14 protein-coding genes are annotated in these 15,071 nt (G+C 73.9%); 9 read left to right on the top strand and 5 right to left on the bottom strand.

Translation table 11 applies throughout. The features are described 5' to 3' along the window. Window positions 1-32: 32 nt before the first annotated feature. Together ACO229_RS00345 and ACO229_RS00340 are read right to left on the bottom strand one after the other, a co-directional pair. A complete protein-coding gene (locus ACO229_RS00345) occupies window positions 33-917 on the bottom strand; it encodes a PhzF family phenazine biosynthesis protein (protein WP_423463328.1) in 885 nt (294 codons plus the stop codon). A gap of 22 nt (window positions 918-939) precedes the next feature. Next, on the bottom strand, window positions 940-1,902 hold the full coding sequence (locus ACO229_RS00340) for an aldo/keto reductase (RefSeq protein WP_423463327.1): 963 nt from the start codon (window positions 1,900-1,902) through the stop codon (window positions 940-942). A gap of 138 nt (window positions 1,903-2,040) precedes the next feature. On the opposite strand from ACO229_RS00340, the gene ACO229_RS00335 reads away from it, so the two are divergent. From ACO229_RS00335 to ACO229_RS00320, 4 genes are all read left to right on the top strand, one after another. Further along, on the top strand, window positions 2,041-3,003 hold the full coding sequence (locus tag ACO229_RS00335) for a 3-methyladenine DNA glycosylase (protein ID WP_423465241.1): 963 nt from the start codon (window positions 2,041-2,043) through the stop codon (window positions 3,001-3,003). A 207-nt stretch (window positions 3,004-3,210) separates the two neighbouring features. Then, entirely contained in the window at window positions 3,211-3,801 is a 591-nt protein-coding gene (locus tag ACO229_RS00330) for a lytic polysaccharide monooxygenase auxiliary activity family 9 protein (RefSeq protein ID WP_397411615.1), read from the top strand. A gap of 173 nt (window positions 3,802-3,974) precedes the next feature. Then, on the top strand, window positions 3,975-4,601 hold the full coding sequence (locus ACO229_RS00325; protein ID WP_397411617.1) for a lytic polysaccharide monooxygenase auxiliary activity family 9 protein: 627 nt from the start codon (window positions 3,975-3,977) through the stop codon (window positions 4,599-4,601). 126 nt (window positions 4,602-4,727) lie between these two features. Next, on the top strand, window positions 4,728-5,585 hold the full coding sequence (locus tag ACO229_RS00320) for a phosphotransferase (RefSeq protein WP_397431370.1): 858 nt from the start codon (window positions 4,728-4,730) through the stop codon (window positions 5,583-5,585). Here ACO229_RS00320 and ACO229_RS00315 read toward each other — a convergent pair. Further along, window positions 5,582-6,781, bottom strand: a complete 1,200-nt coding sequence (locus tag ACO229_RS00315; RefSeq protein WP_423463326.1) for a DUF418 domain-containing protein — start codon at window positions 6,779-6,781, stop codon at window positions 5,582-5,584. The two genes, ACO229_RS00320 and ACO229_RS00315, sit on opposite strands and share 4 nt — an antisense overlap. A gap of 214 nt (window positions 6,782-6,995) precedes the next feature. Between ACO229_RS00315 and ACO229_RS00310 the strand changes: the two genes are divergently transcribed. Together ACO229_RS00310 and ACO229_RS00305 are read left to right on the top strand one after the other, a co-directional pair. Continuing rightward, a complete protein-coding gene (locus tag ACO229_RS00310; RefSeq protein WP_423463325.1) occupies window positions 6,996-7,784 on the top strand; it encodes a phosphotransferase in 789 nt (262 codons plus the stop codon). Next, entirely contained in the window at window positions 7,781-8,446 is a 666-nt protein-coding gene (locus tag ACO229_RS00305) for an AAA family ATPase (protein WP_423463324.1), read from the top strand. The genes ACO229_RS00310 and ACO229_RS00305 overlap by 4 nt, the downstream gene beginning before the upstream one ends. Here the strand turns inward: ACO229_RS00305 and ACO229_RS00300 are convergent. After that, window positions 8,428-8,985, bottom strand: a complete 558-nt coding sequence (locus ACO229_RS00300; protein ID WP_397431375.1) for a CGNR zinc finger domain-containing protein — start codon at window positions 8,983-8,985, stop codon at window positions 8,428-8,430. The genes ACO229_RS00305 and ACO229_RS00300 overlap by 19 nt on opposite strands. A gap of 38 nt (window positions 8,986-9,023) precedes the next feature. Here ACO229_RS00300 and ACO229_RS00295 point away from each other — a divergent pair, with 38 nt between their 5' ends. From ACO229_RS00295 to ACO229_RS00285, 3 genes are all read left to right on the top strand, one after another. Then, window positions 9,024-10,079, top strand: a complete 1,056-nt coding sequence (locus ACO229_RS00295; RefSeq protein ID WP_423463323.1) for an EamA family transporter — start codon at window positions 9,024-9,026, stop codon at window positions 10,077-10,079. 48 nt (window positions 10,080-10,127) lie between these two features. Beyond that, a complete protein-coding gene (locus tag ACO229_RS00290; protein WP_423463322.1) occupies window positions 10,128-12,854 on the top strand; it encodes a DEAD/DEAH box helicase in 2,727 nt (908 codons plus the stop codon). Between the two features lie 100 nt (window positions 12,855-12,954). Continuing rightward, a complete protein-coding gene (locus ACO229_RS00285) occupies window positions 12,955-14,265 on the top strand; it encodes a hypothetical protein (protein WP_423463321.1) in 1,311 nt (436 codons plus the stop codon). Between the two features lie 18 nt (window positions 14,266-14,283). On the opposite strand, the gene ACO229_RS00280 is transcribed toward ACO229_RS00285, so the two are convergent. Next, on the bottom strand, window positions 14,284-15,039 hold the full coding sequence (locus ACO229_RS00280) for a sulfite exporter TauE/SafE family protein (RefSeq protein ID WP_423463320.1): 756 nt from the start codon (window positions 15,037-15,039) through the stop codon (window positions 14,284-14,286). Window positions 15,040-15,071 lie beyond the last annotated feature (32 nt).

Genomic DNA, 15,071 nt, shown 5'->3' with positions numbered 1-15,071 from the left:
GCGACGCCCCCGGGTCACGCGTGCGGCCCAGGTCAGAGGCCGACCTGCCCCGCGATGGTGGTCACGGTGTCGCCGCCCACCCACACCGCACCGTCCGGCAGCTTCTCGACGTGCACACGGCCGGCGCGTCGCAGCACCGTCCCCTGCGCGGCCACGTACGACGCCGGCAGCACGTCACCGGCGAGCCACTGCCCGAGGCCCGCGTTGAGGCTGCCGGTCACGGGGTCCTCCCCGTCCCCGAGAGACGGCGCGAAGGCCCGCACCTCGACGGCGGGGGCGTCGGCCGCCTGCGGACCGCCGTGGTCACCGTCCCCGACCGGGTACGCACCGACCACGCCGACCTTGAGGTCCCCCATCGCGACGTGGTCCGGTTCGAGCGCGAGCACCGCGGCGGCGTCGCGGAGCTGGACCGCGACCCAGCCGGGGCCGTTGTCGACCCAGGCCGAACGGACGACGTCGGCCGGCTCGATGCGCAGGGCGCGCGCGATCCGGGCGAGGTCGGCGTCGTCGACCGGCCCCGAGCGCGCCAACGGCGGCGCCGCGAACGCGAGGCGCTGCCCGTCGCCGACGGCGTCGCGCCGCAGCCGCACCAGGCCCACGCCGCACTCCTGGACCACCTCCGAGCCGCCGGGGACGCCGCCGGACTCCAGCCACGCGTGCGCGGTACCGAGCGTGGGGTGCCCCGCGAACGGCAGCTCGCCGCCCGGGGTCCAGATCCGCACGCGGTAGTCGGCGCCGCCCGCGCGCCCCTCGGGCGTCGGGGCGAGCAGGAACGTGGTCTCGGACAGGTTGGTCCAGCGGGCGAAGGCGGCCATCTGCTCGTCGGTGAGCCCGTCGGCGTCGTGCACGACGGCGACGGGGTTACCGCCGACCGGCAGCGGCGAGAAGACGTTGACCTGGTGAAAGGCGCGGTTCATGCGGCTCACGCTACCGACCCGGTCAGGCTGGGAAGATCTCGTCGAGCTCCGCGAGGTCGTCCGCCGTCGGCGTCCACGTCCAGGCCTGGGCGTTGGCGCGCACCTGCTCCGGCCGGGTGGCGCCGGCGATCACCGAGGACACCTCGGGCCGGGACAGCAACCAGGAGAACGCCACGACGGTCTCGGTGGTCCCGCGCTCCCGGCAGAACGCCGCGAACCGGTCCAGTGCCGCCCACGGCGCCGTCTCCAGCAGGTGCCGCTTCTCGTTCACGAGGCGCGTGCCGTCGGGCCGGGCACCACCGGAGTACTTGCCCGTCAGCAGGCCGTCGGCCAGGGGGAAGTACGGCAGGAAGCCGATGTCGTACGCCCGCGCGGCCGGCAGCACCTCCCGCTCGACGCCGCGGGCCAGCAGCGAGTACCGGTCCTGCGCGGAGACGAACCGCGTGCCGCCGGCGGCCCGGGCCACGTGCTCGGCGTCCGCCATCTGCCAGCCGGGGAGGTTGGAGTGGCCCACGTAGCGCACCTTGCCGGCGCGGACGAGGTCGTCGAGCGCGGCGAGCGTCTCGTCCACCGGCGTGGCCGGGTCGGGCGTGTGCAGCTGGTAGAGGTCGATCCAGTCCGTGCCGAGCCGGCGCAGCGAGGCCTCCGCGGCACGCACCACGTACCGCCGCGAGCCGCGCGCCCCGAAGTCGGCGCCGTTCACGCCGCGCATGTCGAGGCCGAACTTCGTGGCCACCAGCACGTCGTCGCGGCGTCCCTTCAGCGCGGCGCCGAGCAGCTCCTCCGACAGGCCGGGGCGCGCACCGTAGCGGTCGGCGGTGTCGAAGAAGGTCACGCCCGCGTCGATGGCGGCGTCGACCACGGCGGTCGCGCCCTCCTGCGTGGCGGTGGCGGTGCCGGTACGGCCCAGGTTGTTGCACCCGAGACCGATCACCGGGACGGACAGGCCGGAGCGCCCGAGACGGCGCAGGGGAAGGTCGGACATGGTCGCACCCTACGTCGGCGGGCGGGGCGGACGTCGCCGCCGCCTTACCCTGGAGCGGTGACCACAGTCCTCGGCGAGACGGCCGCTCCCGGTGCGCACGACGCCGTCGCGCACCCGGACGAGCCGGCGCCCGCGCGGATGCTGCTTCCCGAGGAGTGGGCGCCGCGGGCCGCCGCGCACGCCGGACGGGCCGACGCCCTCACGGCCGTGTGGCGCGAGGCCCGGGCAGCCGGGCGCAAGCACGCGATCGAGGACTTCCTGTTCACCTACTACCCCACCCGGATCGCGCACCTGCGGCGCTGGCACCCGGGGGCGGGCATCGCCCTGCGGCTGCCGGGCACCGTCCCGTCGGCCGACGACGCCGCCGGCCGGACCGAGACCGACCCGGACGACCGCACGACCTGGCGCTGGCACACCGTCCTCGACACCGCGCCCGACACCGCGCCCGTCGACGTGCCCGACGACGCGCCCGTCGTCACGCTCGACGTCGGCGCCTTCCTCGCCGACCGCGGCGACACCGTCCGCTACGTGCGGGACCTGCTGTCGGCGACGGCGTCGCGCCCCGGCACGTTCGGCTGCTTCGGGCTGCACGAGTGGGCGATGGTCTACCGCGACCGCGAGGCGGGTCGCGACCACCGGCACCCGCTGCCGCTCCGGCTGGGCCACGCCGGGACCGACGCCGTGGTCGAGGCGAACCCGGTGCGGTGCTCGCACTTCGACGCGTTCCGGTTCTTCACGCCGGAGGCGACCGGGCGCAACCTGCTGCAGCCGACGCGCGCCACGCAGGTGGGCCTGGAGCAGCCGGGCTGCCTGCACGCCACCATGGACCTGTACAAGTGGTGCCTCAAGCTCGGCCCCGCCGTCCCGGGCGACCTGCTGCTCGACACGTTCGAGCTGGCCCGCGACGTCCGCTGGACCGACATGGCCGCCTCGCCGTACGACGTGTCGGAGTACGGCGTGGCCGCCGTCCCGATCGAGACGCCGCAGGGCAAGGCGGAGTACGTGCGGCGGCAGCGGGCGTTCGCCGAGCGGTCGGCGCTGCTCCGTGCGCGTCTCCTCGACGTCTGCACCACGCTGCTCGCCGCAAGCCCGGCCGGATAGCTCTCCGGACACGGTGCGGGGCCAGGCCGCACGCCACGCAGGAGCACCGCCGTCCACGACGCTCCGCATCGATCACGAACCGGCCACGTAGGTACGTAGTTGCCCTACTTGTCCCCTGCCCACACGGGTTTCTAGCGTCAAGGGGTCCGACCCGAACACTCAGGAGCACTCCAGGAAACATCCAACTTCACACCCGAGGTGAGCCCCATGAGAATCACCGCACCGCGTACATCCGCCACCAGGGTCCTGCTCGGCGTCCTCGCCGTCGTGGCCCTGACCCTGACGGCGCTGGTCGCCGCACCGAGCTCCATGACACCCCGGGCCGAGGCCCACGGCTGGGTGGTCTCGCCACCGAGCCGCCAGGACCACTGCGCCAAGCGGACCGTGAGCTGGACCTGCAACGGCGTCGAGTGGGAACCGCAGAGCGTGGAGGCCCCCAAGGGCTCGATGCTCTGCTCCGGCGGCAGCCGGTTCACCACCCTCGACAACAGCTCCCTGGCCTGGCCGCGCACCACCATCGGCAGCACCCACACGTTCCAGTGGACGCTGACGGCGTTCCACCGCACGGCGAGCTGGGAGTACTTCGTGGACGGCCGGCTCTTCAAGACGGTGAACGACAACGGGGCCACGCCGCCGCCCACCGTCACGCACACGCTGACGGGCCTGCCCGCGGGCAACCACACGATCCTCGCGCGCTGGAACGTGTACGACACCGCGATGGCGTTCTACGCGTGCATGGACGTGAACGTCGGCGGCACCGCGAGCACGGGCGGCCACCTGGCGGCCAGCCCGCTCTGATCCCACCTGCACCCAGCGGCGAGGTCGTGACCCCACGGCCTCGCCGTCGTGCTGCCGGGCGGGTCCCGGATACGGGGAAGCGCGTACGAATTCACCCTCATTGTCAGCAAAGCTGACATTTCCTAGGTTCGTTGCCACCGATATTTCACCCGCTCGCCGACGGAGGCATCACCGTGAACCGTGCACGCACCGCAAGCCCGCCCAGCCGTCTCCTGCTGTCCGCGCTCGCCGCCCTCGCGCTCGCGGCGGCGTTCCTCGTCGCCGCGCCCGGCGCCCTCCTGCCGCAGGCGCAGGCGCACGGCTGGATCACCAACCCGCCCAGCCGCGCCGACCACTGCGCCACGGGCACCGTCAGCTTCGACTGCGGCGGCCTGCAGTACGAGCCCCAGAGCGTCGAGGCCCCGAAGGGCTCCATGGAGTGCTCGGGCGGCAGCGGCTTCACCGTCGTCGACGACGACTCGCTCGCCTGGCCCCGCACCACCGTGGGCAGCGAGGTCACGTTCCGCTGGCAGATCACCGCCCGGCACTCGACGTCCACCTGGGAGTACTTCGTGGACGGTCAGCCGTTCAAGACCGTGGACGACGGCGGCGCCCAGCCCGGCGCGACCGTCGAGCACACCCTCAGCGGTCTGCCCGCTGGTGACCACACCGTGTTCGCCCGCTGGAACATCGCCGACACCGTGAACGCGTTCTACCAGTGCGTCGACATCACCGTGGGCGGCGCTGCCGCGGCCGGTCCCGTCGCGCCGCAGGGCCTGCCGGGCATCCTGGCCGCACCGGGCGTCCGCAGCGCGGTCTGACGTCGCTCTGACACCCCTCTGACACTCCTCTGACACCGTGGGAGACCACGGGACCGTGTCGGCCGGTGCCCTCGGCCACCACGAACCAGGAGCACTTTTTCACCCGCTCCGTGGGACGATGGTGGGGTGTCGAGCGCACTGGTCGGCATCGGTCCGACTCCCGTCGAGGTACCGCCCGTCGTACACACCCTGGCCGCACGGCTCCGGTCCGGGGCGGCGGTCGTTCCCGTGTGGCGCAACGAGTACGGCGGCCTGACGGTCCGGCTGGGCTCGATCCCGGCCCCGCCCCGCACCACGAGCTCGTACCTCAAGTGGGTCCCGGAGGACTCCGCCTGCCCCGACCCTCTCGCCGAGGCCGACCGGCTCGTCTGGGCCGGCTCGTTCACCCGCGTGCCCCACGTGCTCGACGCGGGCCGTGACGCGCACGGCTCCTGGCTGCTCACCGCGGCCGTCGAGGCCGACGGCGACGTCGCGACGTCCGCCGTCGAACCGCGCTGGCGGGCCTACGCCGAGCGGGCGGCGATCGCGATCGGCGTGGGGCTGCGCCGCTTCCACGACGCTCTCCCCACCGACACCTGCCCCTTCGTCCGGACGGCGCGGATGCGTGTCGACGCCCTCACCACGGACGAGACCGCACCCCTCGCCCATGCCGAACGCGCCACGATCAGCGCCGCCCTGGGCGACCCGCCGCCCGTCGACCGGCTGGTGGTGTGCCACGGCGACGCCACCGTGCCGAACACCCTCCTGGACCAGGTCGGCCGGTTCGCCGCCCACGTCGACGTCGGGGACCTGGGCGTGGGCGACCGGTGGTCCGACATCGCGGTCACCACGCGCAGCGTCACCCGGCGCTACGGCGCAGGGCTGGAGCCGCTCGTGCTCGCCGCCTACGGCGTCGCCCCGGACCGCGAGCGCACCACCTACTACCGCGCCCTGTGGGACGCGGAAGAAGCGGTCCGCGCCCGTCGCACGTCGCCCGCCCACTAGGCGGCCGATGCCGCCCGGTCCACCCGCCGGGAGTCGTAGACCCGGTGCATGAGCAGCTCGATCGGGCCGCGCGGCCAGCGGCGCAGCCACAGCGGCGCCGCGATCATCAGCACCGCGGAGATGCCCGCCCAGAGCGCCACGACCTGCCAGGTGGCACCGCCGGCGAGCCCCAGACCCCAGTCGTAGCAGAGCACCGACGCGAGCACGTTCTGGAGCACGTAGCAGGACAGCGCCGTCCGCCCCACGGCCTCGACCCCGCGGCGCAGCAGGCCCGGCGCCCGGCCGGCCCGCACGCGCCCGACCAGGGTGGTGCCGAGCGCGAGGATGCCCACCGCGACGAGCGGCGGCACCAGGTAGCGGTCCACGAGCACCCAGTCGGGCCCCGCCCACGTGGTCAGGGCGTTGAGCGGCACCCCGGCACCCAGCCCGACCCACGCGAGCCGGCGGCGCAGGCGCGCACCCTCCGGGGTCGAGGTGAACAGGCCCGCGCGCACGAGGCGGGAGCCCACGACGAACAGCACCAGGGCCGAGGGGACGATGAACAGCAGCTCGATGCGGAAGACGGCGGCGTGCTCCAGCCGCACCAGCACCTGCTCCGGCCAGCTTGCGGTCGACGGGACCCGCACGGCGCCTGCTTCCCCGGACGCGGGCCCGGCCGTCACCAGGAGTGCGGTAACGCCGCCGATCACCAGCACGTAGACGGCGGCCACGGCGGTGCTCCAGGCCCGCACCACCCGGTCGGAACGCCCGATGAGGTAGGCGGCCAGCACGGACGCGATGGCGTACCCCATGAGCACGTCGAACTCGAAGACGAGCACGTAGTGCAGCAGGCCCTCGACGAACAGGATCGCCGCCCGCAGCCCGTACCGGCCCGGCCACCGCAGCCCGCGCCGGACCATGGACCGGTACTGGAGCTCCAGCCCCACTCCGAACAGCAGGGTGAGCAGCCCGAGGAACTTCCCGTTGGACAGTGCCTGCAGCGCCGTCCGGACCGGGTCGTCCGTCACGAAACCGCCGGAGAACAGCGCGGCAGGCCCGCCCGGCATCGTGAACAGCCAGATGTTGCTGGCGAGGGTGCCGAGGATGGCCACCCCGCGCAGGACGTCGAGGGCGGCGATCCGGCCGCCGCGGGGACCGCCCGGCGCGGCGACGGGTGCGGTGGTCGCCGAGGTGCTCGCTGAGGTGTGTGCGGACATGGTCCGACCCTGCCGGTGCCCGGCCCTCGCCCGCGTCGGCCGTCCGGGCGATCTCTGGTCCGCGGCGTACATCCTTCGACGGACCCGCCCCGACGCCGACCGGGGGCCGGGCGTCCGCCGCACCGGCATCGCACGACACCGCCCGGCACCGCCCGGCACCGCCCGGAGCGAAATCAGATCGTGGCCGCACCGCCGGGTCTGCGACGCTGGGCCCATGACGATCCCGACCGAGCCGGTGGCGGTGCCCGATCTCGTCCGTGAGCTCGCCGGTGCCGGTGAGCTCACCCTGGCCTGGCGCAACGAGCTGGGTGGCCTCACGTTCCGCGTCGACCCGCCGGACCCGGCCGAACCCGTCACGTTCGTGAAGTGGTCGCCCCGCACGGACCGTGCCCTGACCGAGCGGACCGACCTCGTCGAGGAGGCGGCACGCATACGCTGGGCGGAGCCGTGGACCACCGTGCCGCACGTCCTGGAGGCCGGCAGCGACGGCGAGGTGGACTGGCTCGTGACCACCGCCCTCGACGCCCGCTCCGCCGTCGACCCGCGGTGGCTGGCCGAACCCGAGACCGCCGCCCGTGCCATCGGCGTGGGCCTGCGGGCCATGCACGACGCCCTGCCCGTCGACCGGTGCCCGTGGACCTGGAGCATCGAGGACCGGATCGCGGTCGCGGAGGACCGGGCGGCCCGGGGGCACGCGGCCGCCGGCTGGTCGGCCGAGGCCCGCGCCCGCCTGGCGGACGCGCCGGACCACGACCGGCTGGTGGTCTGCCACGGCGACGCCTGCGCTCCCAACACCCTGCTGGCCGACGACGGCACCTGGTTCGGCCACGTCGACCTCGGGTCCCTGGGCGTGGCCGACCGCTGGGCCGACCTCGCGGTGGCGACCTACAGCCTGGGCTGGAACTACGGCCCCGGCTACGACCACCTGGTCTACGAGGGGTACGGCATCGACGAGGACCCCGAGCGGGTCGCCTGGTACCGCATGCTCTGGGACCTGGGATGACGGACGCCGCGACCCTCCTGGTCGTCACGGGGCCGCCCGGCTCGGGCAAGTCGACGGTGTCCGCGGCCCTGGCCGAGCTGTGGGAGCCGAGCGCGCTCGTGGAGGGCGACGCCTTCTTCACGTTCCTCCGCCGCGGCTACGTCTCGCCCTGGCTGCCCGGGTCGCGCGCCCAGAACGACACGACGACCCGTGCGGCCGCCGCGGCGGCCGGCACCTTCGCGCGCGGCGGCATCCACGTGGTGTACGACGGCGTGATCGGCCCGTGGTTCCTGCCCGGCTTCGCGGCCCTGACCGGGCTGGCGGCGATCGACTACGTGGTGCTGCTGCCGCCCGTCGAGACCTGCCTGCACCGGGTGGCCACACGCACCGGGCACGGGTTCACCGACCTGGGGGCCGCCCGGCACATGCACGAGGAGTTCGCCCGGGCCACGGCCCAGATCGCACCGGGCACGGCGCCACCCGCCGACGACGACGCACCCGACGCCACGCCCGACGCCACGCCCGGCACCACATCCGCCGGCACCACATCCGCCGGCACCACGCCCGGCGGCACCACGCCCGGCGTCGTCCTCACCGACCTCCCGGACGACGTCACCGGGGTGGCCGAGGCGATCCGCGCCGCCGTGGCGTCCGGGGCGACGCGCTACACCGTGGCGGGCTGACCCGCCCGGTCCGCCTGCCGCGCCCGGTGGGCGGCCTGGGCGTTGCGGTTGCCGCACGTCGTGGAGCAGTAGCGGCGGGACCGGTTCCGGGAGAGGTCCAGGACGATCCCCGCGCAGTCGTCGTCGGCGCAGACGGCGAGGCGGGAGTGCTCGTCCTCGCGGACGACGTCGATCATCGCCATCGCGGTCTCCACCAGGACGCGGGTGGCGAGCGGGGCGTCGGCCGGTACCGCGTGGACGTGCCAGTCCTCCGGCGGGTGGCGCACGAGCCGGGGCACCGCACCGGCGTCGGCCAGCATGTCGTTGACCAGGCCGGCGGCCACGTCGCGGTCGGCCAGCAGGAGCTCGCGCAGGCGCGGCTGGAGGGCCAGGACGTCGCGGAGCTCGGCCTCGGTGCCGTCGTGCCGCCCGGTGTAGCCGTGCCGCGTGAAGAACGCGTCGAGGTCGGCCACCGTCGTGAGGGTGACCGGTGGCTCGGCGGCGTTCACGAGCGCGACGGCGGCCTGCAGCGACTCCTCGGTGTCATGAGCGAAAACCACGTTGACACATTACCCCGTCACCCCTAGCGTCAGGACCCATGGGCGCAGTGACACCTGACACCGGCGGGTCGGCAGCGACCGGCCCCCTGGCGGCCGGAGCGGGCAGGACCGGAGCGGGCACAGCCGGAGCAGCCGTGGCCGGAGCAGGCACGACCCCTGCCCGCCGCCTGACGTCCGGGCTGGTGCTCGCGGGGGTCTCCGCCGCGGCGTTCAGCCTCTCCGGGGTGTTCGCCAGCGGGCTGCTCGACACCGGCTGGAGCCCCGGCGCCATGGTCCTGGCGCGCGTGGCGATCGCGGCCCTCGTGGTGCTGCCGCTCGGCATCGTCTCGCTGCGGGGCGACTGGGGACCGGTGCGGCGCAACCTGGGGCTCATCGCGGTCTACGGCGCGGTGTCCGTCGCGGGCTGCCAGTTCGCGTACTTCTCCGCCGTCCAGTACATGCCCGTCGGGCCCGCCCTGCTGATCGAGTACACGGCACCGGCCGCGGTGGTGCTCTGGTTCTGGCTGCGGCACGGCCAGCGCCCGACGGTCGCCACCGTGCTCGGCACGCTCCTGGCCGCCGTCGGGCTGGTGCTCGTGCTGGACCTGGCCACCGGTGCGGGTGCCGGGGCCACCGATCCGGCCGGCGTGGCCTGGGCCCTGGTGGCGATGCTCGGCGTCTCGACGTACTTCGTCATCAACGCGAACGCGGAGACCGGCCTGCCGCCGCTCGCGCTGGCCGCCGGTGGCCTGACGACGGCGACCCTCGCCCTCGGCCTGCTCGGCGCCACCGGCCTGATGCCGCTGGACTACAGCACGGCGGCGCCCGTCTACGCGGGCACGGCCGTGCCGTGGTGGCTGCCCGTGATCGGCCTCGGCGTCGTGACGGCGGCGCTCGCCTACGTGGCCGGCATCGCGGCGGGCCGCCTGCTCGGCCCGCGGCTGTCCTCCTTCGTGGGGCTGTTCGAGGTGGTCGCCGCGATCGGCTTCGCCTGGCTGCTGCTGGGCGAGCTGCCCCGGCCGGTCCAGCTCGTCGGCGGCGTGCTGATCCTCGCGGGGGTGGTGGCGGTCCAGGCGGGCGAGAAGCGCACGCGCGGCGACCGGCCCGCCGGCTGACCGCCGACCTCACCCACCCCCGCACCCGCCTGCAAGAATGGGCGGACCATGACGGCGCCCTCCTCGACCACCGCGACCACCTTCTCCTCGACCAGCCAGCCGGGTACCCCGAAGCCCGCCGGCACCCTGATCCCGTACCTGCCCGCACCCACGGGCAAGGACCCGGACCCGGACGTCCTGTTCGAGAGCTTCGGCGAGTGGGCCGCCGCGGGCGGGCGCGCGCTCTACCCGCACCAGGAGGAGGCGCTCCTGGAGGTCATGACGGGCTCCCACGTGATCCTCGCGACGCCCACGGGGTCCGGGAAGTCGATGGTGGCCATGGGTGCCCAGTTCGCCGCGCTCGCGGCGCACCGGTCGGGCCGGGGTGGCCGCACGTACTACACCGCGCCGCTGAAGGCGCTGGTCAGCGAGAAGTTCTTCGACCTGGTGGCCGCGTTCGGCTCGAAGAACGTGGGCATGATGACGGGCGACTCCGCCGTCAACCCGGACGCCCCGATCATCTGCTGCACCGCGGAGATCCTGGCGAACCTCGCGCTGCGCCGGGGCAACGGCGACGGCGGACGGGGCGCGGACGCCGACGAGGACGCCGTCGCGCAGGTCGTCATGGACGAGTTCCACTACTACGGCGACCCGCAGCGCGGCTGGGCGTGGCAGGTGCCGCTGCTGGAGCTCAAGGACACCCAGTTCATCCTGATGAGCGCCACTCTCGGCGACACGTCCCGCCTGCGGGAGGACCTCGAGGAGCGCACCGGCCGGCCGGTGGCCGAGGTAGCGGGCGCCGAGCGCCCGGTCCCGCTCACGTTCTCCTACGTGGTCGAGCCGCTCACCGAGGTGATCCAGGAGCTGGTGACCACGCACCGCGCCCCGGTCTACGTGGTCCACTTCACGCAGAAGGACGCCGTCGACCGCGCGCAGTCGCTGCTGTCGATGAACGTGGCGAGCAAGTCGGAGAAGGAGGCCATCGTCGCGGAGATGGGCGCCTTCCGCTTCGGCACCGGGTTCGGCAAGATCCTGAGCAAGTTCCTGCGGCACGGCGTGGGCGTGCACCACGCCGGGATGCTGCCCAAGTACCGCCGGCTCGTGGAGCGCCTGACGCAGAAGGGCCTGCTCAAGGTCGTGTGCGGCACCGACACGCTCGGCGTCGGCATCAACGTGCCGATCCGCACGGTCCTGCTGACCAGCCTCGTCAAGTTCGACGGCGAGCGCATGCGCCACCTGAGCGCCCGTGAGTTCCACCAGATCGCCGGGCGGGCGGGCCGCGCCGGGTACGACACGGTGGGCGAGGTGCTGGTCATGGCGCCCGAGCACGTCATCGAGAACCGCAAGATGCTGGCCAAGGCCGGTGACGACCCGAAGAAGCTCAAGAAGGTGGTGCGCAAGAAGGCGCCGTCGGGCAGCGTGAACTGGACGGACGCCACCTTCGAGCGCCTGCGCGACGCCGACCCCGAGCCGCTGGTCTCCCAGTTCCGCGTGAACCACGCGATGGTGCTCAACGTGCTGGCCCGCGCGTCGGCCGGCACCACCGACCCGGTCGACGCCATGCGCCACCTGCTGACCGCGAACCACGACACGGAGACGCAGCAGGCCGAGCACGTGCGCCAGGCGTTCCGGATCTACCGTTCGCTGCGGGTCGCGGGCGTGGTCGAGAAGGTCCGCGTGCGCGACGCCGCCGGCACGCTCCGCCCGTCGGCCCGCCTCATGGTCGACCTGCCGCGTGACTTCGCGCTGAACCAGCCGCTGTCGCCGTTCGCCCTGGCGGCCATGGACCTGCTCGACGTCGAGAGCCCGACGCACGCGCTCGACGTCGTCTCCGTGATCGAGGCGACCCTGGACGACCCTCGCCAGGTGCTCATGGGTCAGCAGAACAAGGCCCGCGGCGAGGCCGTGGCCGCGATGAAGGCCGAGGGCATCGAGTACGAGGAGCGGATGGAGCTGCTGGAGGAGGTCACGTGGCCCAAGCCGCTGGCCGACCTGCTGGAGCCCGCGTTCCAGGCCTACCGCCGCAGCAACCCGTGGGTGGCCGACCACGAGCTCTCCCCCAAGTCGGTGGTGCGGGACATGGTCGAGAAGGCCATGACGTTCGCCGAGACGGTGAGCGTGTACGGGCTGGAGCGCACGGAGGGCGTGGTGCTGCGCTACCTCGCCGACGCCTACCGGGCCGTGCGCCAGGTGGTGCCCGAGGAGCACCGCACCGAGGAGGTGCAGGAGATCGTCGAGTGGCTCGGCGAGCTGGTGCGCGGCGTGGACTCGTCGTTGCTCGACGAGTGGGAGCGCTTGGCCAACCCCGTGGACGACGATGCCGACCTCGTGACCGACGGTGAGCTGGCCGACGCCGGGGCCGAGGCACCCGCCCGGCCCGTCACCGGCAACCCGCGCGCGTTCCGCCGGCTGGTGCGCAACGCGATGTTCCGCCGCGTCGAGCTCGCCGCCCGCGAGTCCTACCCGGCGCTGGCGGCGCTGGGCGGCGGATGGAACGCCGACGCCTGGGCGGACGCCCTGGACCCGCTGTTCGAGGAGCAGGGCGACGACGCGATCGGGATCGGCCCCCAGGCTCGCTCGGCCGCGCTGCTGACCATCCTGGAGCCGGGCGCGGAGCTGCCGGGCGCCGCCACGCAGGACGGCGGCCGCGTGGAACCCGGCACCTGGTGGGTACGACAGGTGCTCGACGACGCCGACGCGCACCGCGACTGGGCGATCACCGCGCAGGTCGACCTGGCGGCGAGCGACGAGGCCGGCGAGGTCGTGCTGACGGTTCTGGACGTGGGTCAGATCTGAATTTGCCGATCATTTACCTTTTTCCGGGATTGGCGTAAACTCCTTTTATTAGAGTTCCGGTCAGCAGTGCCACCGGCACTGCCTGGACACAGGAGTGCCAATGACGACGCACCTGCGAACGCTCGGCCACCTCACCCTCGGCTTCCTCGCCTCGCTCGCCCTCGCCGCCACCGCGACACCGGCGACCGCGGCGGCCCTGCCCGCCACACCCCTGCCCACCGTGCCGCTGTCCACCGCGGCCCTCTCCACCACACCGTTGCCCGCCGACGCCCCCGGCGTCGGGACGCCCTGGGTCGTCACGCTCGGCGACTCCTACATCTCCGGGGAGGCCGGCCGCTGGGCCGGCGCCTCCAACAGCGACTACCGCCGCGCCGACGCCCTGGGCCCCACCGCCTACTTCGACAACTCCAGCGGCACCGGCGAGCTCATCCCCCGCTGCCACCGCGCGTCCTCCGCCGAGGCCTACATCGGCGCCGGGACAAACGGCCTCAACCTCGCCTGCAGCGGGGCGACGACCGCAACCTCGGCCGGCTCCCCCTTCAAGCCCGGCATCGACTTCTACTCCAGCGGCGGCAACAAGGGTCAGGCCCTCCTGCTGCAGGAGGCCGCCGCCACCCGGAACGTCCGCATGGTCGTGGTCTCGATCGGTGGCAACGACTTCGAGTTCGCGAGCGTCGTCCAGACCTGCGTGGTCAACTTCCTCACCTCCCCGTCCTGGTGGAAGAACTACTGCCACGACGACAGCTCGGTCGCGGCCAACTTCACCGCCGCGAACGTCGCCGCCGTCCGCGCCCGGGTGGCCGCCGCGCTCGACAACGTCGCGACCGCCATGAGCAACGCCGGGTACCGCACCGACCAGTGGACGCTCGTGGTCCAGACCTACCCGTCGCCCGTGCCGGACGGGTCCGGGTTCCGGTACGCCGAGTCCGGGTACACCCGCCAGTCCGTCGGCGGCTGCGGCCTCTGGAACCGGGACGCCGACTGGGCCAACTCCACGGCGCTGCCCACCATCAACGGGGCGCTGCTGGGCGCGGCCTCCGACGTCGGGCTGCCGAACGTCCGCACCCTCGACATGACGCACGCGTTCGACGGCCGGCGGCTGTGCGAGCACGGCGTCGGGCTGTACGAGGAGGTGGGCCTGCCCGACTGGCGGGCGGCGGGCGCCGTCGACCGGACCGAGTGGGTCAACCAGATCCGGACCGTCACCACGATCGGCGACTCGCCGTACTACGTCCAGGAGTCGCTGCACCCGAGCTACTGGGGACAGCTCGCCATGCGCAACTGCCTGCGCCAGGTCTGGAACGACGGAGCCCCGCGCAGCGGGAGCTGCACGGTCGGCAACCTCGGCACGGCCCGGCTCACGGCGTCGGGCGAGCCGGCGATGGTCCTGGGGCCGCTCGACCAGGGGTGAGCCGACGGCGGCCGGGTGTCAGGCGAGCAGGCCCACGAGCCCGCGCGTCAGGGTGGCGAGGCCACCCACGTAGGCGAGCACCACCAGCACCTTGCGGGTGGCGCTCGCCGACACCCGGCCCGCCAGCAGCTCCCCCGCCCAGACCCCGCCGGCCAGGGCGGCGCCCACGACCAGCCACTCCCACCAGACGAGCGGCGGCAGCACGACGTCGGCCACGGTCACCTTCGCCACGATCGCCGCCACCGCGTTGGTCATGAAGAAGGGCTGCGCGGTCGCGGCGAACGCCCGGGGATCCCACCGGTCGAGCACCGAGTAGACCGCCAGGGGCGGGCCGCCGATGCCGGCGGCCACGCTGCCGAGCCCGCTCGCGACACCGGTCAGCAGCAGGGGCCAGCGGGCGCGCTCCGCGAACGGCCGGCGGGCGCCCCGCAGCCGGTTGGTGACCAGGGCGAGCGTCATCGCCACGACGATGACCAGCCCGACCACCAGCTCCAGCGCGGCCGAGCTCGCGTCGCGCATCAGGTACGCGGCGGGCACGCTCGTGGCGACCGACGTGGCGACCAGCCACCCGTAGCGGCGCCAGTCGATGCGGGGCAGCATGCGCCAGAGCACCACGAGCGCCATCACGGCGCCGACGACGTTGACGAACAGGACGCCCTCCCGCGCCCCGAGGAGCAGGACGATGAACGGGCCGGCGACGAGCCCGAACCCCATCCCGGCGACGCGTTGCAGGGAGCCCCCGACGAGGATGGCGAGGACCAGGAGTACGAGCACGCCCCCCACGCTAACGGCGTAGATTCCGACCG

Origin of the sequence: Promicromonospora sp. MS192, assembly GCF_049532985.1 — a bacterium.
Lineage (GTDB): Bacteria > Actinomycetota > Actinomycetes > Actinomycetales > Cellulomonadaceae > Promicromonospora.
This window is presented reverse-complemented; position numbering and strand designations above follow the sequence as displayed.

Excerpts from the sequence above, each read along its gene's own strand:
- ACO229_RS00330 (WP_397411615.1), top strand. The coding sequence starts at position 3,211 with ATGAGAATCACCGCACCGCGTACATCCGCCACCAGGGTCCTGCTCGGC.
- ACO229_RS00340 (WP_423463327.1), bottom strand. The coding sequence starts at position 1,902 with ATGTCCGACCTTCCCCTGCGCCGTCTCGGGCGCTCCGGCCTGTCCGTC.
- ACO229_RS00345 (WP_423463328.1), bottom strand. The coding sequence starts at position 917 with ATGAACCGCGCCTTTCACCAGGTCAACGTCTTCTCGCCGCTGCCGGTC.
- ACO229_RS00305 (WP_423463324.1), top strand. The coding sequence starts at position 7,781 with ATGACGGACGCCGCGACCCTCCTGGTCGTCACGGGGCCGCCCGGCTCG.
- ACO229_RS00335 (WP_423465241.1), top strand. The coding sequence starts at position 2,041 with ATGCTGCTTCCCGAGGAGTGGGCGCCGCGGGCCGCCGCGCACGCCGGA.
- ACO229_RS00295 (WP_423463323.1), top strand. The coding sequence starts at position 9,024 with ATGGGCGCAGTGACACCTGACACCGGCGGGTCGGCAGCGACCGGCCCC.
- ACO229_RS00315 (WP_423463326.1), bottom strand. The coding sequence starts at position 6,781 with ATGTCCGCACACACCTCAGCGAGCACCTCGGCGACCACCGCACCCGTC.
- ACO229_RS00285 (WP_423463321.1), top strand. The coding sequence starts at position 12,955 with ATGACGACGCACCTGCGAACGCTCGGCCACCTCACCCTCGGCTTCCTC.
- ACO229_RS00310 (WP_423463325.1), top strand. The coding sequence starts at position 6,996 with ATGACGATCCCGACCGAGCCGGTGGCGGTGCCCGATCTCGTCCGTGAG.
- ACO229_RS00290 (WP_423463322.1), top strand. The coding sequence starts at position 10,128 with ATGACGGCGCCCTCCTCGACCACCGCGACCACCTTCTCCTCGACCAGC.